Raw genomic sequence first — 17,123 nt, 5'->3', positions numbered from 1 at the left:
CTCCGTGCTGCGCGACACTATCGCGGACCTTAGCCAGGACGCCGCGCACCCGGATCCTGAAACGTGCAGCACCGATCAAGTGTGTAGGTACTTGTAGACGGCGGGAGTCAATGACTCAAACGCTACAACCCCGATATGCGCTAGCGCATGTCGATGCCGCCGGTGCCCACCTCGATGATTTTGGTGGTGGCCGCGATAGCACACAGCAGCGGCATCGGGGCGGAGGCCTGCAGCGCGAAGTGGTGGACTCGGAAGGACGCGTTGTTCACGCCGATTTCGTCCGCAGCCTGGGTGATCTCCAGACGAGTCTTGGCGATCTTTTCCGCAGATGGCCCGCACTAGCTGCCGAAGGCGTAATGCCCGAAGCTTAAGAAGCCGAACGCTTTCATTGGATAACACTCCTTTTGATGGTGTTAACGAGAGGGGGTAACTTTGCAACGACATACCGTCGAGTTCAAGTTCAACGTGTAGTTACGTGTAGTCAGGGGGGCACCGCGTCGCGCTCGACTTCCCACGCGAAGCTAGCCCCAGCGATGCGTCCCTGGAACCCGGACATGAACTGGCCGGGCCGGATCTGGGCCCACGCATTCACACCGGGCAGATGACCGGCACGCCGTCGTCGTCGAGGATGCGGGCGCTAATGCCGTAGACCTCGTTGAGGAGCTCAGGGTTGAGCACCGCGGCCGGGGTATCCAGCGCCACGACACGGCCCGCTTTGACCACGAGCAGCTCGTCGCAGAAACGTGCGGCGAGGTTGAGGTCGTGGATTGCAACCAGGGCAAGCCTGTCGGTTCCCGCCACTTCATCGCGGATGATTTCAAGCAGGTGCACCTGGTGGCGCAGATCGAGGGCGGACGTGGGTTCGTCGAGAAGTAAGACGCTCGGGGTGCGCACGAGCATCTGCGCGACGCCGACCAACTGGCGCTGGCCGCCAGACATGTCGGAGACCATGCGGTCGGCGAGGTGCGTGATGTTGAGCCGCTCCATGATGTCCGCCGTTGCCGCGACTGGATCAGCATCGACCGCGCCGCGGCGCTTCGCGGAAACCATGATGGACTCGAACGCGGTGAGTGACGCGGTAGTCAGCATGTCTTGGGGCACGTAGCCGATGGCGGTGGTGCGAGACTTGCCGGTGACTTCGCACCCATCGACGACGATGGAGCAGGTGCCTTGCGACGGCTTCTTAATCCCCGCGATGGTTTTCACCAGCGTGGACTTGCCGGCGGCGTTTGGGCCGATGAGCCCTACGACTTTGCCTTCTTCCAGCGGGCCGAAGGTCATGTCGTCGATGATCGTGGTACGGCCGTAACCGACGGTGAGGTGCTTAGCGAAAATTGCCACGGTTAGCCCCTCTTTCGTGCGCGGGTGAAGATGAGGAAGACGAAGAACGGCACGCCGACCAGCGAGGTGATGATGCCGATGGGGATCGCTAGCCCTGGGATGATGGAGAGCGATACTGCGTAAGCCACGCTGAGCAGCATCGAGCCCGCGGCTGCCGCGCCGGGAAGGAAGAACTTCTGGTCCTCGCCCACCAGCATGCGGGCGACGTGGGGGCCGACAAGGCCGATGAAGCCGATGATGCCGGTGAACGCGACCGCCGAGGCGGCCAGGAAGGATGCCACAAGCAGGGTAGTGAGGCGCAGGCGTTTGACGTCGATGCCGAGGGCAGCAGCGCGATCGTCGCCAAGTCGTAGCGCCGTGAGGCGCCAGGAGTTGACTACGCAGAAGGGGATCGCTGCGGCGACCACCACAGCGAGGATGGCGTTCGCGGTCCAGTTCGCGCGCTGCATCGAACCCATGGTCCAGAACACGATCTGCTGGAGCGCTTCGATGTTGGCGCTGTACTGCAGCAGCGAGAGCAGGGCCTGGAAGAAGAAGCTCAGCGCGATGCCGAGGAGGATCATCGATTCGGCGGTGGTGCCGCGCCACACGGACGCCGCTGCCACGATAGCGACGGCGAGAAGTGCTGCGATCGCCGCAGTGAGCGCCAGGTTGAACTGCGGGTTCGGGATGAGCGTCCAGCCCATCACAATGGCGATCGCCGCACCGAACGCGGCTGCCGCCGAGATACCGAGGGTGAAGGGCTCGGCAAGGGGGTTGTCCAAGATGGTCTGCATCTGCCCGCCAGCGAGGCCGAGCGCGGCGCCGCACAGCAGTGCCATCACCGCAGCGGGCAAGCGCAGGGTGCGAATGACCACACGGGTCTGATACTCCACCGACTCGGGGTGGAAAACGGCGTTGTAGACGTCGGCAAGTGCGATGTCGATGGGGCCGACGATGACGGCGACGAGGAAGCTCGCGAAAGCCGCAATGACCAGCCCCACGATGGCGAACGCTTTGTTGCGCCCGCGCTTGTGGTAGCTCGTAATCGCGGCCTGGCGAGCATCCACGTTTGCGGCGGGCTGCGCGGATACTCGAGTTGTCATGGGTTAGCTCTCGTCCGGGTTCGCAGGATCGTAGAAGAACACGCCGCTGTACTCGAACGGCATCCACTCCTTGTGGAACTCGATGAAGTCCTTGGTGGGGTGGTAGTCAGCGAACTCCTCCGGGTGGATCCACTTGGCGAAGGCTTCAAGCGCGAAGACGTTGAACGGGTTGTCGTAGAACTGGTGGTACACGGCGAAGTAGTTGCCGGTCTTCGGCGCTTCGAGCAGCTCGAAGCCGGGCAGTTGCAGCGGGCCGCTGCTAGTTTCTTTCGCCAGCTCGGCATTAGACTGGTAGCCCATCTCGACGTGACGGAAGAGGTCGGTCTTGTTCGGGTCGCGCGCCCACTCGCCGCCGGTGACAATGATTTTCTCTGGGTTGAGCTCAATCATCTTCTCAGGGGTGATGGTCTTAGTTTCCGGGCCGAGGACTTCTGGGCCGAGGTTGTGGCCGCCGGCTGCGGTGACCAAGGTGCCCAGGTGCACGTTGCCTGCGACGGCGCAGCACTCGTTGTAGCCGGCCGCGGTCCACAGCAGTACGTCAGGCTTCTCGGCAATCTTTGCTGTACGCTCGGAGATTTCCTTGACCTTTGCGTCGTAGAACTCGTTGTACTTCGCGGCGCGTTCGCTCTGGCCGAGCAGGTCACCCAGAAGCTGCATGGATACGGTTGTGTTTTCCAGCGGCTTCTGGCGGAAGTCGATGTAGGCGTAGGTAATGTCGGCGGCATCCATGTCCGCGATCATGCCGGACTCTTCGGCGGCCTTCTTCTGGTCGAGCGTCATAATGACCACGTCTGGGTCCTGCGCGAGCAGGTTCTCAACGGTGACGTCGCCCTTCTGGATCATGCCGATCGTCGGCAGATCCTTCGCTTCCGGCTGCAGTTCGAGGAGCTTATCGCGGAACGCGCCCGCGTTCTTCACTAGGTCCTGGCCGTACGCAACGATGTTGTCCAGCGGGTTTTCCTGCAGCAGGGCGGTGGCGTAGGCTGCGCGGCCCTCAGCCAGCAGGATGCGGTCCGGCATCTCCGCGAACTCGATGGTGCGGCCCGCCGCATCCTTCACCGTCAGCGCTGCGTCCGCAGTGCGTGCTGACGTCTGCTTCTCCGCCGCTGCGGCCGAGGTGGCAACCTCAGAGGATGCCGTGCTGGCGGTGGTGCTGCCGGAGTCGGAGCAGGCAGCCAGGCCGATCGTGGTGGCGAGTGCAACCACGGTTGCACCGATCTTTTGTGAAAGCTTCAAAACTTCCCCTTTTGGTAAGTAAGCCTAAGCTTAGTTGTAGGAACGCTGGAAAGACTAAGGTAAGGCTAAGCAAATGTCAACGGTCTGAGTCGTGCATCATGCCACTTACCCCATAAACATCCCCATATACCCCATATTTTCGCAGTTCTGCTGCCTACACAAAAACTTGTTGCGTTCTGGATCCTGCATAACGGTCCAAACAAGTCCAGGTGCCTCATGGCTGCCGAGTTCAGTGGCACCCAACATCCTGACGCGCTCCACTAGGGCTTCGCGTTCAGTGGCGCCGCCGTCGATGTGCATGCGGTTTTACCGGGGGTGGGGTCGGCAACGCGCTGAAAACTTAGCGCCGGGGCTTACGCCTCGTCGACTTCAACTCCGAGCGCCGCTTCTTCGCTTCGAGACGGCGTCGCACCGAGCCGCGCGTCGGCTTCGTTTTGCGCCGCGGGGGAGGTGGTGGGGCGAGTGCCTCGCGCAACAAGGTGGCCATGCGTTCCCGCGCTTCGGCACGGTTGCGGATCTGCCAGCGCTGCGTCGACGCGCTCACGGTGAGCACCGTGCCGTCCAGGCGGTGTTCGAGGTTGTGGAGGGCGCGGCGGCGTTGGGTGTCGGAAAGCGATGCGCATTCCGCGATGTCGATGGAGAGCTGCACCTTACTGTCGGTGGTGTTGACGCCCTGGCCGCCCGGGCCCGATGCCTTCGCGAACCGCTCCGACAAGTCCGCAGCGACGACGACGAGGCCGTCGGGGATACCCTGGCCGGGTGCGATGGTCAGGTCCTGCATGCCAAACACCCTACGTTCACCCTGGGCGGCGGGCTGTTGCGTCCGGTCCCACAGCATTGATTCCAGTAGCGGAGGCCTGGAGCGTCCATTATCCTGCTCGTAGGGGCTTTCCTGTTGATGAATCACGAATCCGTGCTGCTGAGGATGCCTTGGGACGTACCTTCCCAGACGTCTTGCGGCAGCGCTTGATGTCGGAGAACGGCGGCCAAATCGACGATGACGCACTGGGCGATCTAGCTGGTCATGGCCCCACCGGCCTGTCGGGAGTGCGGTTGTTTAAAGGGGGGGTAATTTAGCACTTCAATGCCCACTTCGGCGTTGTCGTCGAGCATGAGCTGGCTGCCGAAGAGCAGGCTTGCGTCGGACGAGTACGAGAAATGGTTAGGTGAAACCCGCAGCCACACCCGCTTTCCTACGTACTCGTCCCAGCCATTGGTGTTGTCCGAGGTTCCGAAATCCCAGTGCTGCACGGATCCGAGGCGAGCGAAGGGGCTTTCCTGGGCGACCTGGCTTCCCGCCTTATTTGCCGTGATGTTGACGGGGGAGTCGAAGACCAGCACGTAGTACACGTTGTTCGGGTCTTCGTCGCTCGGAGTGGGGCGGCCCTTCCGGGCCTGTTCGGTCGACCATGCCTCCACGTTGCCGGTGACGAGCAGGTCACCGTTCGAGTCGACGACTACCGGCAGGTTTTCCGCAGTATCCGCCGGTGCCTCCGCATCCGCCGGTGCCTCCGTATCCCCGCCAGGCTCTGCAACCTCCGCAGACTCCACAACCTCACTCGAATCCGGGTCCACCCACTGGGTGGACGTGACCACCACGATCTCGGGCGCGCCACCTCCGGCGCAACCCGAAACCACCCCGACAGAACTAGCTACAACAAGCGCGAACGCACGACGCAAATGCATGCGCCCACTCTAACCGGTGGGCGCAGGAAACTCTCGGCTATTTCCCAAGCTCCTTGCGTCGCTCGGCGGCGAGTTTCTCATCCAGCTCGAGCTTGGACGGCGTCCGCTTCTTCAGTGAGACCGGTTCGGCCGGGAGGGCGTCGAAAAGCATGGAAAGCTCCCCGCGCGTGCGCGCAACTACGGCCTGATCTGTGCGTTCTTCGAACTCCCCAACGTCCAGGTGACCGTCTGCGAACAGTGTGCCCAGCTGGTCCAGAGCTTTCGAACGCTCGGCGTCGCCGACGCGGATTTCGTCCATTAATGCTTCCAACTTGCACTTGCCCCTGCGGCAAGCTGTTCAATCGTAACCATGGTAGATGGTATCGAATACACGATCGGCGAGGCCGCGGAAGCCCTCGGCGTTTCCACCAAGGCGCTGCGCCACTGGGAGGCGCTCGGCCTCATCACACCCGCGCGCACGTGGGGCCGACCACCGCGTTTACAGCGATGCGGACCTCGAGCGCGGCGCGGCCATCGCCCTCTACCGTGGAGTCGGCGTGCCGCTTGCGCAGATCGCGCAGCTTCTCGACGCCTCCGGAGCCGCTCTCACCCGCGCCCTCAAGCACCACCAAGAAGCACTCGCTTCTCGACGGCGCACGCTCGACGCCCAACTCACATCTGTCCAGCACCTCATTGACAACGCAACGAAAGGATCGACCGACATGGACGCAATGAAGAAGTACCTCGGCGAAGATATGCCCGCCTACCAGGAGGAGGAGGCGGAGCAGCGCTGGGGTGATACCCCGGAGTGGGCGCAGTCCCAGAAAAAGCTCGCTCAAATGGGCGAAGGTGACTTCAAACGTCTGCAGGAAGAACAAGACGCGCTCGCCGCGGATCTGATCGCCGCACGCGATTCCGGCGTGGACCCCGGCTCCGAGGAAGCCGAAGCACTGGTGGAGCGCCACCGTGCAAGCATCGCCCAGTGGTACGAGGTGACCCCGGCTCGCCAGCTCATCCTCGCGCGCATGTACGTTGACGACGCGCGCTTCCACGAAGCCTACGGCGGCGCGCAGGACTACCTGCTCGAGCTGGTCACCGCCCACGCGGCGGCCGAAGGTGTGGACGTGGGCAACCCGCAGTGGGATTAGAAACCGCGCAGCAGGTGCCCCACCGTGCCCTGTTGTTTCTCTGGATTTACTTACTGTCTTTCGCGAAAGGTTTCTTTGAAACTATGCGTGACTAGTCGAGCAGGGCGCGGTACTGTTTGCGTGCCTTCATGGAGTGAATGACCGTTTCGGTGCTGTCGTCCCAGATGAGTACGACAATCTCGAGCAGCCTCATTGAGCTGTCGAACCCGAGGCGCAGTTCCCGTTGAGGGTGATCTTCGTCGAGCGGGGCCTTAAAAACACAACCTGATGTCGCGGCGGTAACTGTGTCTTCTGGCTTGATGCCGTGTTTCGTGGCGCTTCGGCGTACGTCCATTTCTAAATAGCATTCTTTAGCGCTTCGCGGATTGCCTGAGAGCGTGACCATCCGTTTGCAGCCGCATACTTGTCGAGGTCCGATATCTCCCCGGGGGAAAGCCGAATGGAGATAACCTTCGCAGCATCTTCGTTTCGAGGTTTCCTTCCACGTCGACGAAGTGTCTCTACGTCGTAGCCTTTCTCGGCTTCGGTTACCCACGCATCGATTTGCTCTTCGCTGACTAGCTTCCCGTTGATAGTTTTCATGCAGATAATCGTAATACGGAAAAGGACTTGGTGGCTAGGGAGAGGTTAGATTCTTCCGACAATTCGTCGATTTCAAATTCAACGTGGAACGCAGGGCGGAGCGTGGTTCACGCGTGGCCTTCACTGACGCTTTTCTCCGCCGCAGCACCCGGGGTACCCGCCGACACGCCATGTTATCGACCGACGGTCAATTCACGGTGGAGCACGTGGTCGCGGCCACAGGCACGTGGTCCGCGCCCTTCGTGCCCCACCATCCCGGTACCTTCCGCAGACGCCAATGGCCTCGTCGACCTACCCCGGTCCCGAACCATTCCGCGGCGCGAAGGTCGCGGTGGTCGGTGGTGATTCCGGCCAGCTCACCGCTACCCCCATCGTCGATAGCTTGAACGATCTCGACCACGATCATCTGATCTGGTGCACTGGTTTCCGTCCGGCCCTCGGCCCATTCCGCCACCTCATGCGCGGCCGCGAAACCGCGTCGAAGAATTTACATCTAGTGGGTTACGGCAACTGGACCGGCGACGGCTCGGCTACCCTGATGGGTGTCGGGCCCTTTGCCAAACACACTACCCAGGTAGTCGCGGGCCGTGCCGATGAAACTCGGCATCAAAAGTTTTGAGGCGACGCTTGGTCCCTGAGCAGCTCGATCCTTCTAAGATCCGCGCTGGAGAGCCAGCGCGCTGGGCGAAGGTGTGTCTCAGCGCTTCGCTCGTGCGGCCCGCAGGCCGTTCAAGATCACGATCACTTCGGCGACCTCGTGAACCAACACGACGGCAGCCAGGCCCAGCACGCCGCTGATCGCCAGTGGCATCAGCACGATGATGATGGCCAGAGACAGCACGATGTTCTGGTTGATGATCCTGCTGCCTCGCCGGGCGTGCTGCAGCGCCTGCGGGATCAACCGGAGGTCGTGGCCGGTGAAGGCGACGTCAGCGGACTCGATTGCGGCGTCAGAGCCGGTTGCTCCCATCGCTATGCCCACCGTCGCGCCCGCCAGCGCAGGAGCGTCGTTGATGCCGTCTCCAATCATCGCCGTCGGTGTTTTGGAGGAGAGCTCGGCGACGATGCTTGCCTTGTCCTCTGGGTGAAGCTCAGCGCGCACGTCGTCGATTCCGGCGATTTCAGCCAGCGCCCGGGCGGTGCGAGCGTTGTCGCCGGTGAGCATGCTCACTTCCACGCCGTTGGCGTGCAGGGTCTGCACGGCTTCGGGCACCTCGGGCCGCAGCTCGTCGCGGACCCCGATCGCCCCGGAGAGGGCGTCATCGACGGTGACAAGGACGCAGGTTTGGCCCTCGGACTCCATGCGCTCAACGTCTGCCTTTAGTGGCCCGGCGTCGATCCACCGGGGGCTGCCCACTAGCACCCGTCGACCTTCGACGGTGCCGCCGATGCCATGTCCGGCTTCCTCGCTGATGTCCTGGGCGACGGGCGCTTCGGGCACCGCTGCCGCGATCGCCGCAGCGAGGGGGTGCGTCGATTGCTGCTCAACTGCCGCCGCGAAGGCAAGCACCTGCGCCCGATCGAATCCGTCTGCCGGGACCACGTCGGTAACCTCGGGCTGGTTGCGGGTAAGGGTTCCGGTCTTGTCCACCGCCAGGTGACGGATGCCGCCGAGCCGCTCGAACGCAGCGCCGGACTTGATGACCACGCCGAACTGGCTGGCCGCGCCAATCGCGGCCACGACCGTCAGCGGCACGGAGATTGCCAGCGCGCACGGCGACGCTGCGACCAGGACCACCAACGCGCGGGTGATCCACGTCTCGGGGTCGCCCAGCAGCGAGCCAATCACGCCGACCAGCACCGCCAGGATCATCACCCCGGGCACTAGGGGTTGGGCAATCCGGTCGGCGATCCGGGCGCGGTGGCCCTTTTCCGCCTGCGCCTGCTCGACCAGGTCCACGAGTGTGGTCAGCGAGTTGTCCGTTCCAGCTGCGGTCGTCTCAATCTCCAGCACGCCGGCGGAGTTGATCGCTCCCGCGGGCACCTCGTCGCCGGGCGCGACCTCCTCCGGAATGGATTCTCCGGTGATCGCTGAGGTGTCAAGGCTGGAGCGCCCAGAGCGAATGATGCCGTCCGTGGCGATCCGCTCTCCGGGGCGCACGAGCATCAGCTCGCCGGTCACGAGGTCCTTCGCTGCGACTTCGACCGCCGTGCCGTCGCGCAGCACCGTCGCGGTCTGCGGTACCAGCTTCAACAGTGCCCGCAGTCCGCCCTGGGCCCGGTCCATCGCCTTGTCTTCAAGCGCTTCGGCGATCGAGTACAGGAACGCCAGCGCCGCGGCCTCTCCGACGTAACCAAGGATCACCGCGCCGACCGCGCTGATTGTCATAAGTAAGCCAATGCCGAGCTTGCGCTTCGTGACAAGGTTTCGTACTGCGCCGGGCGCGAACGTATACGCCCCTAGCAGCAGGCTGACCCAGAACAGTACTGTCGCGGGTGCCTCTAGCCCGGACCAGCCCAGCGCCAGGCCTATGCAGAGGGCTACACCGGAGAAGATCGGCAGTAGCAACTCGGGGTCCTTCCACCATGGTCGATCGAGATCTTCGATCTCCGTGGCTGGTTTGTGTTCGCATCCACATGCTGAACTCATGCGTCCGCTCCTTTCCCGTCGCAGCCGGGCACCGAGCACTCAGGGTCGATGCACGGGGCGTTTTCGTCGACAGCCAACGTCGCGTTCACTAGCGCGTTGAGCGCTGTCGCAAGGTGCGGATCGGCGATTTCGTAGCGTGTCTTGCGGCCCTCGGGCTCGGCGACGATGATGCCGCAGTCACGCAAGCAGGTCAGGTGGTTCGAAACGTTCGAGCGGGTCAGGTCCAGGTCGCGCGAAAGCACAGCCGGGTAGCTCGGGCCGTCGAGTAGGGTCATCAGGATTCTGGAGCGCGTCGGATCCGCCATGGCCCGGCCGAGCCGGTTCATGACGTCGAGGCGTGAAGCAATAGTCAGCATGTGCTGAACAATACATCGTGTACTGAACTATTCAAAAGGTGCTGAACTGACAGTTACGCGAAGGTCGTCCTGCGACCTGCAAGAATTAGTCGATGGGATAGCAGATGACTGATCCTTTGTGGTTCGGCTGCCACCCAACGCGGGAGCGACGTGGGCGGCGAGGTTCTCGAGAAAGTAACTTTGCAACTACATACCGTGGAATTCAAATTCAACGTGTAGCTGGGCCTTGGTGCTTCCCACACAGAACTCGTTTCCTTCGGGATCCTGCATGACGGTCCATACGAGTCCTGGTGGATCGTGAAGTTGGGATGGCTCAAGAGCATCATTATGACGGCGGGGCTTAAAAGGCTTCACTGATCGACTTCCCTTTTATCGTCTTCGCGGTAGTCACCGTAATGCGGACTGGACACGGTGTGGTTGCGTAAGGCGGGGGTGTATTTGCATTCGGGTGAGCTCAAACTTAACGTTTTGCGTTATTGACGCTTCGCGTTATGGGGGATAGGGTGAAGCATGATCCAGTCATTCGGGAACCGAGAGACAGAACTGGTATTTCTGCGTGAACCAGTTCCGAAACTGGATCCTCGGATCCACAAGTCGGCGAACAAGAAGCTCCACCAGCTCGACGCTGCTGTCTCTCTTGACTCCCTTCGCATACCGCCTGGTAATCGCCTGGAGGCTCTCAATGGAGATAGGAAAGGGACGTTTAGTATCCGAGTGAATGACCAGTGGGGGATTATATTCCGCTGGAAGGGCGCAGGGCCAGAACAAGTGACCATCGAGGATTACCACTAAGGAATGTCATGGCGAACAAGCTGTACCCGCCGATCCATCCTGGAGAGATTCTCTTAGAGGACTATATTGAGGGATTCGGAATCACCCAGCACAAGCTTGCCGTGTCTATCGGGGTTCCGCCCCGCCGTATCAACGAGATTGTGTACGGCAAACGTGGAATCACGGCTGACACCGCGCTGAGACTAGGAAAGTTTTTTGGCGTGGAGCCGATGTTCTGGATGAATTTGCAGAACCAATTTGAAATTGAGCTGGCGGAAGATAAGGCCCTCGCCGAGATCGAGCGGATTCAGCAGGTTCGCGCTGTCTCGGCGTAGAAAGTCAGCGGCCTCACACGCGTCGCGCCATATCGGGGTAGTGGACTACAACCCCATCATCGTCGACTTCCAGCTCTACATCTACTCCTCGTGTTCCGCTTGCGTAGCGAACTGTGTGTAAGTCGATTGAACTGTAGTAATGATCCGAGGCGATTACCTGGAGAGAAGGCATATCGATCCAGGCCATGATGAGCGGAGTCTTGGGGACATTCTCTTCGAGCAACCCGAGGCGCCGAATGGGCATCGTGTTTGTCAACGGGCATAGTCCGAGGTCGCAGTCCCGTGCAGTAGTAAGATCAGCTGGTTGCGCAATGCCAGGTGACGGGAGGTCGTCCGGCTGGGTGCCTGATTCTTTAGTAGTCGATGTCCATTCGCCTGCTTCGGATCGGATAAGTTCTAGGTGGCGCTCCCAGCCATCGCCCACGACGTTGACCACCACGTTTTGGGTTGCCCAACTGTTTTCAGCACTCAGTTCCCAGGTGGCTTCGTACCCTTCCCCGACTTGGGCGCCGCTAGCCGACAAGCCAGTCTGGTGAAACTGCACCCTTGCTTCGTTCTGGATCAAGGGGTTGTCCACGTGCCGCCATGTGTAAGTCCGCTCCATGGACAGAAGCCTACTGGCCCAAGCCGCTTCTGGTTGCTTGCGCAGAGGCCAAGACGTGTTGCGCGTAGATTTTCGACGGTGTGATCGATGGTGACAGTGCTAGGGAATCTGGGGGCGCCGCCTCGTAGCCTTGAGCTCCGAGCGCCGCTTCTTCGCTTCGAGCCGACGCCGCACTGAGCCACGGGTCGGCTTCGTCTTGCGCCGCGGGGGAGGAGGTGGGGCGAGCGCTTCGCACAAAAGCGAGGCCATGCGCTCGCGTGCTTCGGCGCGGTTGCGGATCTGCGACCGCTGGGTCGACGCGCTCACGGTGAGCACGGTGCCGTCCAGGCGGTGCTCGAGGTTGCTTAGGATGCGGTGGCGTTGGGCGTCGGAAAGCGATGCGCAGCTGGCGACATCGAGGGAGAGCTGGACCTTGCTGTCAGTGGTGTTGACGCCCTGGCCGCCGGGGCCCGACGATCTTGCGAATCGCTCCGTCAGGTCAGCGGCGGCGATGACCGCACCGCCGGGGATCCCAGGGCCGGGGGCGATGGTCAGGTCGTTCATGCCGCCCACTCTACGCACGGATCGGAAAGAGATTCGCTACCGATTGAGGTCGGCCAGGATGTCGTCAAGGCTGAATCGTTCGCCGGTGTCGTGAGCGATTGCGTCGCGAAGCTCCCGTAGGTCGTGTGCATCCTCAATGTCATCCATCCGTATCATCCTTTGCCATGGTTACCCCCTTACCGAGTCTGATTAAAGTGTATTCGGCGGTTGTTTGATGCGTAACGGTTGAGGCCAAGACTGTCCTTGCGTGGCCTTGTTTCGCGTCCGTATGGGGAGACTCATGAGCACTTGAGGCGCACGAAAGCGCGAGAGAGGAACGCAAATGAACGAACAAGCAAAGCTTGAGCGAGTCTTCGCTTACCCCTTTGGCGACATCTACGGCAACTACGTAGCCAAGGTGGAGCGGAAGGGGCACACGCGCGACGAGCTCGACGACGTCCTCGGTTGGTTTATCCAGTTGAGTTCCGAGGAAATTCACGCCGCAGCTGAGTCAGGGAAGACGCTGCGTGAGTTCTTCTCGGATCTTTCGCTCACCCCGCATGCGGAGCTGATTACCGGGAAGGTCTGCGGCGTCCGCGTGGAAGAGGTTGAAGATGAGCTCATGCGCCGCATTCGCATGATGGATCTGCTCGTCGACGAGCTCGCACGCGGCAAGAAAATAGAGAACATCAAGCGTGGCTAGTACTGCATCGAGACAGGACAGGACTCCCGGATGCTTTGTTACATCCGGGAGCTGTAGCGGTTAAGACACAGCGAAACCGGAGTCGGGCGCATCGGTGTCGAGCGGGTCGCCGTTTTCGTCGACGTACCACTCGAGCTCGAGCTCCAGCTCGCGCTTGATGCCGCGGCGCTTCTGCGAGTCGGCGATTTCTAGCGTGGTGCGGAAGGTGCCCGGCAGCGCCATGGTGAGCGAGGAATCACCGGTGCCGAGCGTCATCTCGCCGGCGCGAATGCGCCCAGCCAGGCTCTCAAGCAATTCAGCGAGGTCTCCGCGGCCGAACTCCATTGTGCTACCAAAAGTCCCTGACCAGGTGCGATATGGCCTCCTCGGGTTAAGTGGCAATGAGGGCTTTCGCCATCTCGTGCAGTGTTGCGGTCGCGTGTGCGAGTTCGGTTGGTTGGTCTGCCATCTCCGAGGCGCGGGTGATCGCGGCGTTGAGCAGGGCGATGTCGGTAGGGGAGACGCCGGGGCAGAAGCTTTTGACGATGTCTTCGAAGCCTGCGTGCGCTGCCTGTACTTCCTCGTTCGCAAACGCTTCAGGGAACTGGTGTGCCGCGGTCATGAGCGCCCCGTGCGAGCCGTGGATGAACAGGTCAAGCATCGCATCCACGTAGGCGCAGATACGCGCTTCCGCTTCCGGTGGCGCGCTTTCCACGGCGGCGGTGAGCTGCTCGTTCCAAGTCTCGGTGGCATGGACGAGGAGCTGGACCATGAGGTCGTGCTGGGAGGAGGCGTAGCGGTAGACGCTGGAGCGCGCCAGGCCGACTTCGGATGCGACTTCGGCCAGGGTGGGGACTTTCCCGGCACCGGCAATGATGAGGTGCTGTGCGGCGTCGAGCACCGCGCGGTGTTGCATTGCGCGGTGCTCGGCCACGGTGGATTCCGTGATTTTCGGCATGTACCCAGTTTAGCGCTGCGAAAAGGTACTACTTCGTTGCGCTGAGTTTTCCGTCGACCATCTCTAGGACTCGGTCGCAGTGTCCCAGCACTTCGTAGTCGTGGGTGACCATGACCCCGGCGACGTTGAACTCGTGGCACTCGCGGGCGAGCAGCTCGACGATTTCCTGGGAGCGGTTGCGGTCGAGGGCTGCGGTGGGCTCGTCGACAAGCAGCACCTGCGGATTGGCCACGAGCGCACGCGCGATGCCGACGCGCTGGCGCTCGCCGCCGGAGAGGCTGCCGGGGCGGTGGTGGGCGCGGCTGGTCATGTCGACCTTTTCGAGCAGCTCGGCATTCGAGTAGCGGCCGCGGGTGCCTGCGACGCGGGCGGCGAGTTCGAGCTGTTCCTCGGCGGTCAGCGCGGAGGGCAGGCTGCCGGAGGACTGGAAGACGAAGCCGATGTGCTTGCGGCGAATTTCGGCGAGTCCGGCGTCATCGAAGCCGGTGATCTCTTGGCCGGCAACGGTGACTTGCCCGGAATCCGGGGAGGTCAGCGCGCCCGCCACCGCGAGGAGCGTGGACTTGCCGGAGCCGGAGGGGCCGACGATGGCGACGAACTCGCCGGGGTTGACGCTTAAGTTGACGTGATCGAGGGCGGTGACTTGTGCATCGCCGTCGCTGTAGGTGATGGTGACGTCGATAAGTTCGAGTGCGAGGCTCATCGGTTCTCTCCTAGGGCTGCGAGCGGGTTGGTGCGGGTGACGCGGTAGACGGCGACGAGCGCGCCAATTAGGCCCGCGACGAACAGGATGAGGCTGCCGCCGATGACGGAGCCGAACTCCGTGGCGTACGGCATGGCGGTCTGCTCCAGTAGGCTGCCGAGGCCAACGGCGATGAGCGCGCCGGCGACAATCGAGATGGCGAGGATGGTCACGGCCTGGCCGATGCTGTCTCGCAGCAGGAAGCCCTTGGTGGCGCCCATGGCGCGCAGCGTGGCGATGCTGCCTGCGCGCTGGATGGTCCACACGAGGAAGAACGCGCCGGTGACGAGCGCGGCGATGACGAAGAGGAACCACTTGATCATGGTCAGCGTCATCATCTCGGCGGTGTATCCGGGGGAGGAATCGAAGCTTTCCTTTAGGGCGCGGACGTCGAGGCCGGAGGCGTCGCTAAGCGACGCGGCGTCGGGGCTGTCTTGAGTTTTCGCGACGATGACCGAGGCCTCGTCGTAGGCCTCCTGATTGACCGGCTCGCCGTGGCGGGCACCGGCGTGGATCTCCTGCCAGACGTCGAGAGGCAGATAAGCGACGTCGACGTGGCCGAAGGTGCGCTGGCCGTCAGCGAAGCCGACGACATTGAGCGGGGTGTCCAGGCGGTCGATGGTGATGGTGTCGCCCACGGCGATGCCCTCGTCTTGGAGCGTGGAGGAGACGACGACATCGTGCGGGGTTGCGCTCTGGCTGCCGGCTTCGAGCTGCGCGGCCATCTCGGGCAGTCCTTCGGGGGCGATGAAGGAGCCGGGCTCGACGCCGAGCAGCGTGAGATCCACGGCCGTGCCGTTCTGGTTGTGGGCGTTGACGATTGTCAGGCCGAGCGGGGCGGCGTCTTCGACGTGATCGAGTGCGGCGAAGGTGTCTGCTTTTTCGGTCTCGACGATCGAGCGGGTGAAGGCGGAATCGGTCTGGGTGCCGTCCTCAAAGGCGATGACGTCGGCGTCTAAGGCTTTGAGTCCGGAGACACCGTCGTTGACTAGCCCTGCGGTGAGTCCGGCAATGATGACGACGAGCAGGGACATCAGCCCCAGCACGGCGCCCATTAAGAGAAAGCGGGTGCGCGCGAACTGCATTTCGCGCCAAGCGAGATACATGGTGAAACGTCCTGAAATTCCTGGTGGGTACGCGACCGGGCGGCCGCGCACCACATGTTAGCAACACAACGTCGCTAACATGGAAACAGGGGGTCGCTAAGATGTCAGGACGTTTCTGTTTAGCGCTGCACTCCGAATGCCGCGCCGATTGACCTGCGGGTGCGCTGTATCTGCCATGCAAGGACAAGGCTTGTTACGCCGCAGACGATGCCCCAGATACCGGCAGTCCACACCAGCGCGGTGACGGACTCGGCTGGATTGGAGACGATGAGCCAGATCATCAGCACTGCGAAGATGACGTAGATAATGCCAATGCCCACGCCCCAACCCTGGCTCGTGCGCAGCAGGGTGACGGCGCGGAACACCACGCTTAATGCGATGCACCACAGTACGAGCATTGCGGCGAAGAAGCCCGTGCCGACTGGGACAAACAGGAGGATGACGCCGGCGATGATCGTCGCTACCGCGAAGAAAGTGTCCCAGCCCCAGCCGGGCAGGTCGCGGTGCAGGCGGAGGACAACTGCAAGCTCGCTTGCCCCCGTCGCAAGAAGCCAGAAGGCGATCACGTAGCCGACAAACGGGGTGAGCACCGCAGTGGCGCGAGCGGGTGAAGCGAGGACGAGCGCGCCGAAGATGAGGCCGATTGCTCCGTGTGCGCAGAGTAATCCGATGCTCCAGTTCAGTGCGGAGCTGAGCCGGCTGCTTCGCGGGCGCGGTGTGTAGGAGGTGGTCATGGTCTGCTCCCTTGGGGTGAATGTGTGTAGACGGGCCAGTAGCGGCCCCTAATGTGTATTCTGCGCCGCGCGTGGAGGAATGCAACACATTGTTGTATTGGTTGCCCACGTTTGGGGACGCGGAAACGTGAACGCATCGCACTAAGGCTCCGCGCGTGCGTCGAGAAGCGGCCGTGCCGTACCCTTGAGCACCATGGCCACGAAGTACAAGTTTTCCCTTCCCAACGAGCACTGGGTGCAGGTATCGACGCCCGCGAACATGGGTTTTCTGCTTACCCGCCCCGCGGACGCCGAGCAGTCCGTGTTTATGCCACCGACGATTAGCGGGCTGACCGCCACGCTCGCCGAGGACGCCGACATGCAGGCGGTGATGAAGGACAACCTCGCGCGCCTGGAGCAGGCCGGGCAGAACCCGCGCGTGGAGCAGGGCGAGGTCAGCCCGGATGGGAATGCGGGCTTGCAGCAGGTCACGCTGAGTGCGTCTGCCGCAGACGGTGCCCGGGGCGAGGTCGCCCAGCTGCAGAACTACCTCATCCTGCGTGAGCAGGGCGGGGACACGCGCTGGGTGGTGATGGTGGTGCTCACCGCGGATGTGGGGCGCATCCAGGAGCTGGCACCGGAGTTCCAGCAGCTGCTTGATTCGATCGAGTTCGTCTAACAGATACG

Annotated in this window: 24 protein-coding genes and 3 pseudogenes; 8 read left to right on the top strand and 19 right to left on the bottom strand. The window is 62.3% G+C overall.

What is annotated here, in order from left to right:
* Positions 1 to 97 (top strand): annotated as a pseudogene (locus tag HMPREF2990_RS13230) (heavy metal-responsive transcriptional regulator); the annotation flags it as partial.
* Between the two features lie 46 nt (positions 98 to 143).
* On the opposite strand, the pseudogene HMPREF2990_RS13335 reads toward HMPREF2990_RS13230, so the two are convergent.
* From HMPREF2990_RS13335 to HMPREF2990_RS05780, 8 genes and pseudogenes are all read right to left on the bottom strand, one after another.
* Positions 144 to 389: pseudogene (locus tag HMPREF2990_RS13335) on the bottom strand (alkane 1-monooxygenase); the annotation flags it as partial.
* Positions 390 to 588: 199 nt separating this feature from the next.
* Entirely contained in the window at positions 589 to 1,341 is a 753-nt protein-coding gene (locus HMPREF2990_RS05810; RefSeq protein ID WP_038589569.1) for an ABC transporter ATP-binding protein, read from the bottom strand.
* 2 nt (positions 1,342 to 1,343) lie between these two features.
* Positions 1,344 to 2,426 carry a FecCD family ABC transporter permease gene (locus HMPREF2990_RS05805; protein WP_070763135.1) on the bottom strand — a complete coding sequence of 361 codons (1,083 nt, stop codon included), beginning with the start codon at positions 2,424 to 2,426 and terminating at the stop codon, positions 1,344 to 1,346.
* Positions 2,427 to 2,429: 3 nt separating this feature from the next.
* Positions 2,430 to 3,662 (bottom strand): ABC transporter substrate-binding protein, encoded by a 1,233-nt coding sequence (locus HMPREF2990_RS05800; RefSeq protein ID WP_070763133.1) that lies wholly within the window; start codon positions 3,660 to 3,662, stop codon positions 2,430 to 2,432.
* A 105-nt stretch (positions 3,663 to 3,767) separates the two neighbouring features.
* Positions 3,768 to 3,908, bottom strand: a complete 141-nt coding sequence (locus HMPREF2990_RS13330) for a VOC family protein (RefSeq protein ID WP_371575381.1) — start codon at positions 3,906 to 3,908, stop codon at positions 3,768 to 3,770.
* A gap of 94 nt (positions 3,909 to 4,002) precedes the next feature.
* A complete protein-coding gene (gene arfB, locus HMPREF2990_RS05790) occupies positions 4,003 to 4,443 on the bottom strand; it encodes an alternative ribosome rescue aminoacyl-tRNA hydrolase ArfB (protein WP_070763131.1) in 441 nt (146 codons plus the stop codon).
* A gap of 233 nt (positions 4,444 to 4,676) precedes the next feature.
* Positions 4,677 to 5,348 carry a hypothetical protein gene (locus tag HMPREF2990_RS05785; RefSeq protein WP_141757812.1) on the bottom strand — a complete coding sequence of 224 codons (672 nt, stop codon included), beginning with the start codon at positions 5,346 to 5,348 and terminating at the stop codon, positions 4,677 to 4,679.
* 37 nt (positions 5,349 to 5,385) lie between these two features.
* Positions 5,386 to 5,646: a DUF1707 SHOCT-like domain-containing protein gene (locus tag HMPREF2990_RS05780; RefSeq protein WP_051904786.1), complete on the bottom strand. Its 261-nt coding sequence runs from the start codon at positions 5,644 to 5,646 to the stop codon at positions 5,386 to 5,388.
* Positions 5,647 to 5,697: 51 nt separating this feature from the next.
* Here HMPREF2990_RS05780 and HMPREF2990_RS13225 point away from each other — a divergent pair.
* Positions 5,698 to 5,769 (top strand): annotated as a pseudogene (locus HMPREF2990_RS13225) (hypothetical protein); the annotation flags it as partial.
* Between the two features lie 115 nt (positions 5,770 to 5,884).
* Positions 5,885 to 6,475, top strand: a complete 591-nt coding sequence (locus HMPREF2990_RS05775; protein ID WP_246817459.1) for a TipAS antibiotic-recognition domain-containing protein — start codon at positions 5,885 to 5,887, stop codon at positions 6,473 to 6,475.
* 91 nt (positions 6,476 to 6,566) lie between these two features.
* Here HMPREF2990_RS05775 and HMPREF2990_RS05770 read toward each other — a convergent pair whose 3' ends face one another.
* Both HMPREF2990_RS05770 and HMPREF2990_RS12425 read right to left on the bottom strand, forming a co-directional pair.
* On the bottom strand, positions 6,567 to 6,809 hold the full coding sequence (locus HMPREF2990_RS05770) for a hypothetical protein (protein WP_038589581.1): 243 nt from the start codon (positions 6,807 to 6,809) through the stop codon (positions 6,567 to 6,569).
* Between the two features lie 2 nt (positions 6,810 to 6,811).
* Entirely contained in the window at positions 6,812 to 7,057 is a 246-nt protein-coding gene (locus tag HMPREF2990_RS12425) for a ribbon-helix-helix domain-containing protein (RefSeq protein WP_083317030.1), read from the bottom strand.
* 277 nt (positions 7,058 to 7,334) lie between these two features.
* Here HMPREF2990_RS12425 and HMPREF2990_RS05765 point away from each other — a divergent pair, with 277 nt between their 5' ends.
* Positions 7,335 to 7,676: a hypothetical protein gene (locus HMPREF2990_RS05765; protein WP_070763128.1), complete on the top strand. Its 342-nt coding sequence runs from the start codon at positions 7,335 to 7,337 to the stop codon at positions 7,674 to 7,676.
* A 78-nt stretch (positions 7,677 to 7,754) separates the two neighbouring features.
* On the opposite strand, the gene HMPREF2990_RS05760 is transcribed toward HMPREF2990_RS05765, so the two are convergent.
* Positions 7,755 to 9,647, bottom strand: coding sequence for a heavy metal translocating P-type ATPase (locus tag HMPREF2990_RS05760; RefSeq protein WP_070763126.1), 1,893 nt, complete (start codon positions 9,645 to 9,647; stop codon positions 7,755 to 7,757).
* Positions 9,644 to 10,003, bottom strand: a complete 360-nt coding sequence (locus HMPREF2990_RS05755; protein WP_038589587.1) for a Cd(II)/Pb(II)-sensing metalloregulatory transcriptional regulator CmtR — start codon at positions 10,001 to 10,003, stop codon at positions 9,644 to 9,646. The genes HMPREF2990_RS05760 and HMPREF2990_RS05755 overlap by 4 nt, the downstream gene beginning before the upstream one ends.
* A gap of 510 nt (positions 10,004 to 10,513) precedes the next feature.
* On the opposite strand from HMPREF2990_RS05755, the gene HMPREF2990_RS05750 reads away from it, so the two are divergent.
* Positions 10,514 to 10,795 (top strand): type II toxin-antitoxin system RelE/ParE family toxin, encoded by a 282-nt coding sequence (locus HMPREF2990_RS05750; protein ID WP_070763124.1) that lies wholly within the window; start codon positions 10,514 to 10,516, stop codon positions 10,793 to 10,795.
* 8 nt (positions 10,796 to 10,803) lie between these two features.
* Positions 10,804 to 11,109: a HigA family addiction module antitoxin gene (locus HMPREF2990_RS05745; RefSeq protein WP_070763122.1), complete on the top strand. Its 306-nt coding sequence runs from the start codon at positions 10,804 to 10,806 to the stop codon at positions 11,107 to 11,109.
* A gap of 13 nt (positions 11,110 to 11,122) precedes the next feature.
* Here the strand turns inward: HMPREF2990_RS05745 and HMPREF2990_RS05740 are convergent, their stop codons facing one another.
* Entirely contained in the window at positions 11,123 to 11,713 is a 591-nt protein-coding gene (locus HMPREF2990_RS05740; protein ID WP_083317029.1) for a putative glycolipid-binding domain-containing protein, read from the bottom strand.
* A 99-nt stretch (positions 11,714 to 11,812) separates the two neighbouring features.
* Entirely contained in the window at positions 11,813 to 12,256 is a 444-nt protein-coding gene (gene arfB, locus HMPREF2990_RS05735) for an alternative ribosome rescue aminoacyl-tRNA hydrolase ArfB (protein WP_070763120.1), read from the bottom strand.
* 322 nt (positions 12,257 to 12,578) lie between these two features.
* On the opposite strand from arfB (HMPREF2990_RS05735), the gene HMPREF2990_RS05730 reads away from it, so the two are divergent.
* Entirely contained in the window at positions 12,579 to 12,938 is a 360-nt protein-coding gene (locus HMPREF2990_RS05730) for a DUF2200 family protein (protein WP_070763117.1), read from the top strand.
* Positions 12,939 to 12,998: 60 nt separating this feature from the next.
* On the opposite strand, the gene HMPREF2990_RS05725 is transcribed toward HMPREF2990_RS05730, so the two are convergent.
* From HMPREF2990_RS05725 to HMPREF2990_RS05705, 5 genes are all read right to left on the bottom strand, one after another.
* On the bottom strand, positions 12,999 to 13,262 hold the full coding sequence (locus tag HMPREF2990_RS05725; protein WP_070763115.1) for an amphi-Trp domain-containing protein: 264 nt from the start codon (positions 13,260 to 13,262) through the stop codon (positions 12,999 to 13,001).
* Between the two features lie 46 nt (positions 13,263 to 13,308).
* Positions 13,309 to 13,875: a TetR/AcrR family transcriptional regulator gene (locus HMPREF2990_RS05720; RefSeq protein ID WP_070763113.1), complete on the bottom strand. Its 567-nt coding sequence runs from the start codon at positions 13,873 to 13,875 to the stop codon at positions 13,309 to 13,311.
* A 28-nt stretch (positions 13,876 to 13,903) separates the two neighbouring features.
* Complete coding sequence (locus tag HMPREF2990_RS05715; RefSeq protein ID WP_070763111.1) at positions 13,904 to 14,578, bottom strand: ABC transporter ATP-binding protein; 675 nt, start codon at positions 14,576 to 14,578, stop codon at positions 13,904 to 13,906.
* Entirely contained in the window at positions 14,575 to 15,723 is a 1,149-nt protein-coding gene (locus tag HMPREF2990_RS05710; RefSeq protein WP_070763109.1) for an ABC transporter permease, read from the bottom strand. Before HMPREF2990_RS05710 ends, HMPREF2990_RS05715 begins: the two co-directional genes overlap by 4 nt.
* Before the next feature lie 119 nt (positions 15,724 to 15,842).
* Positions 15,843 to 16,457, bottom strand: a complete 615-nt coding sequence (locus tag HMPREF2990_RS05705; protein ID WP_038589606.1) for an HdeD family acid-resistance protein — start codon at positions 16,455 to 16,457, stop codon at positions 15,843 to 15,845.
* Between the two features lie 193 nt (positions 16,458 to 16,650).
* On the opposite strand from HMPREF2990_RS05705, the gene HMPREF2990_RS05700 reads away from it, so the two are divergent.
* Positions 16,651 to 17,115, top strand: a complete 465-nt coding sequence (locus HMPREF2990_RS05700; protein WP_070763107.1) for a hypothetical protein — start codon at positions 16,651 to 16,653, stop codon at positions 17,113 to 17,115.
* Positions 17,116 to 17,123: the final 8 nt, after the last annotated feature.

It is taken from the genome of Corynebacterium sp. HMSC071B10, assembly GCF_001814825.1.
Classification (GTDB): domain Bacteria; phylum Actinomycetota; class Actinomycetes; order Mycobacteriales; family Mycobacteriaceae; genus Corynebacterium.
The sequence above is the reverse complement of the archived record's forward strand: the minus strand, read 5'-3'. Positions and strand labels throughout refer to the sequence as shown.

What these genes read in the sequence shown, in the direction of transcription:
- HMPREF2990_RS05805 (WP_070763135.1), bottom strand. Translation starts at nt 2,426, where the DNA reads ATGACAACTCGAGTATCCGCGCAGCCCGCCGCAAACGTGGATGCTCGC.
- HMPREF2990_RS13330 (WP_371575381.1), bottom strand. Translation starts at nt 3,908, where the DNA reads ATGTTGGGTGCCACTGAACTCGGCAGCCATGAGGCACCTGGACTTGTT.
- arfB (WP_070763131.1), bottom strand. Translation starts at nt 4,443, where the DNA reads ATGCAGGACCTGACCATCGCACCCGGCCAGGGTATCCCCGACGGCCTC.
- HMPREF2990_RS05785 (WP_141757812.1), bottom strand. Translation starts at nt 5,348, where the DNA reads ATGCATTTGCGTCGTGCGTTCGCGCTTGTTGTAGCTAGTTCTGTCGGG.
- HMPREF2990_RS05780 (WP_051904786.1), bottom strand. Translation starts at nt 5,646, where the DNA reads ATGGACGAAATCCGCGTCGGCGACGCCGAGCGTTCGAAAGCTCTGGAC.
- HMPREF2990_RS05770 (WP_038589581.1), bottom strand. Translation starts at nt 6,809, where the DNA reads ATGGACGTACGCCGAAGCGCCACGAAACACGGCATCAAGCCAGAAGAC.
- HMPREF2990_RS12425 (WP_083317030.1), bottom strand. Translation starts at nt 7,057, where the DNA reads ATGAAAACTATCAACGGGAAGCTAGTCAGCGAAGAGCAAATCGATGCG.
- HMPREF2990_RS05765 (WP_070763128.1), top strand. Translation starts at nt 7,335, where the DNA reads ATGGCCTCGTCGACCTACCCCGGTCCCGAACCATTCCGCGGCGCGAAG.
- HMPREF2990_RS05760 (WP_070763126.1), bottom strand. Translation starts at nt 9,647, where the DNA reads ATGAGTTCAGCATGTGGATGCGAACACAAACCAGCCACGGAGATCGAA.
- HMPREF2990_RS05755 (WP_038589587.1), bottom strand. Translation starts at nt 10,003, where the DNA reads ATGCTGACTATTGCTTCACGCCTCGACGTCATGAACCGGCTCGGCCGG.
- HMPREF2990_RS05750 (WP_070763124.1), top strand. Translation starts at nt 10,514, where the DNA reads ATGATCCAGTCATTCGGGAACCGAGAGACAGAACTGGTATTTCTGCGT.
- HMPREF2990_RS05745 (WP_070763122.1), top strand. Translation starts at nt 10,804, where the DNA reads ATGGCGAACAAGCTGTACCCGCCGATCCATCCTGGAGAGATTCTCTTA.
- HMPREF2990_RS05740 (WP_083317029.1), bottom strand. Translation starts at nt 11,713, where the DNA reads ATGGAGCGGACTTACACATGGCGGCACGTGGACAACCCCTTGATCCAG.
- arfB (WP_070763120.1), bottom strand. Translation starts at nt 12,256, where the DNA reads ATGAACGACCTGACCATCGCCCCCGGCCCTGGGATCCCCGGCGGTGCG.
- HMPREF2990_RS05730 (WP_070763117.1), top strand. Translation starts at nt 12,579, where the DNA reads ATGAACGAACAAGCAAAGCTTGAGCGAGTCTTCGCTTACCCCTTTGGC.
- HMPREF2990_RS05725 (WP_070763115.1), bottom strand. Translation starts at nt 13,262, where the DNA reads ATGGAGTTCGGCCGCGGAGACCTCGCTGAATTGCTTGAGAGCCTGGCT.
- HMPREF2990_RS05720 (WP_070763113.1), bottom strand. Translation starts at nt 13,875, where the DNA reads ATGCCGAAAATCACGGAATCCACCGTGGCCGAGCACCGCGCAATGCAA.
- HMPREF2990_RS05715 (WP_070763111.1), bottom strand. Translation starts at nt 14,578, where the DNA reads ATGAGCCTCGCACTCGAACTTATCGACGTCACCATCACCTACAGCGAC.
- HMPREF2990_RS05710 (WP_070763109.1), bottom strand. Translation starts at nt 15,723, where the DNA reads ATGTATCTCGCTTGGCGCGAAATGCAGTTCGCGCGCACCCGCTTTCTC.
- HMPREF2990_RS05705 (WP_038589606.1), bottom strand. Translation starts at nt 16,457, where the DNA reads ATGACCACCTCCTACACACCGCGCCCGCGAAGCAGCCGGCTCAGCTCC.
- HMPREF2990_RS05700 (WP_070763107.1), top strand. Translation starts at nt 16,651, where the DNA reads ATGGCCACGAAGTACAAGTTTTCCCTTCCCAACGAGCACTGGGTGCAG.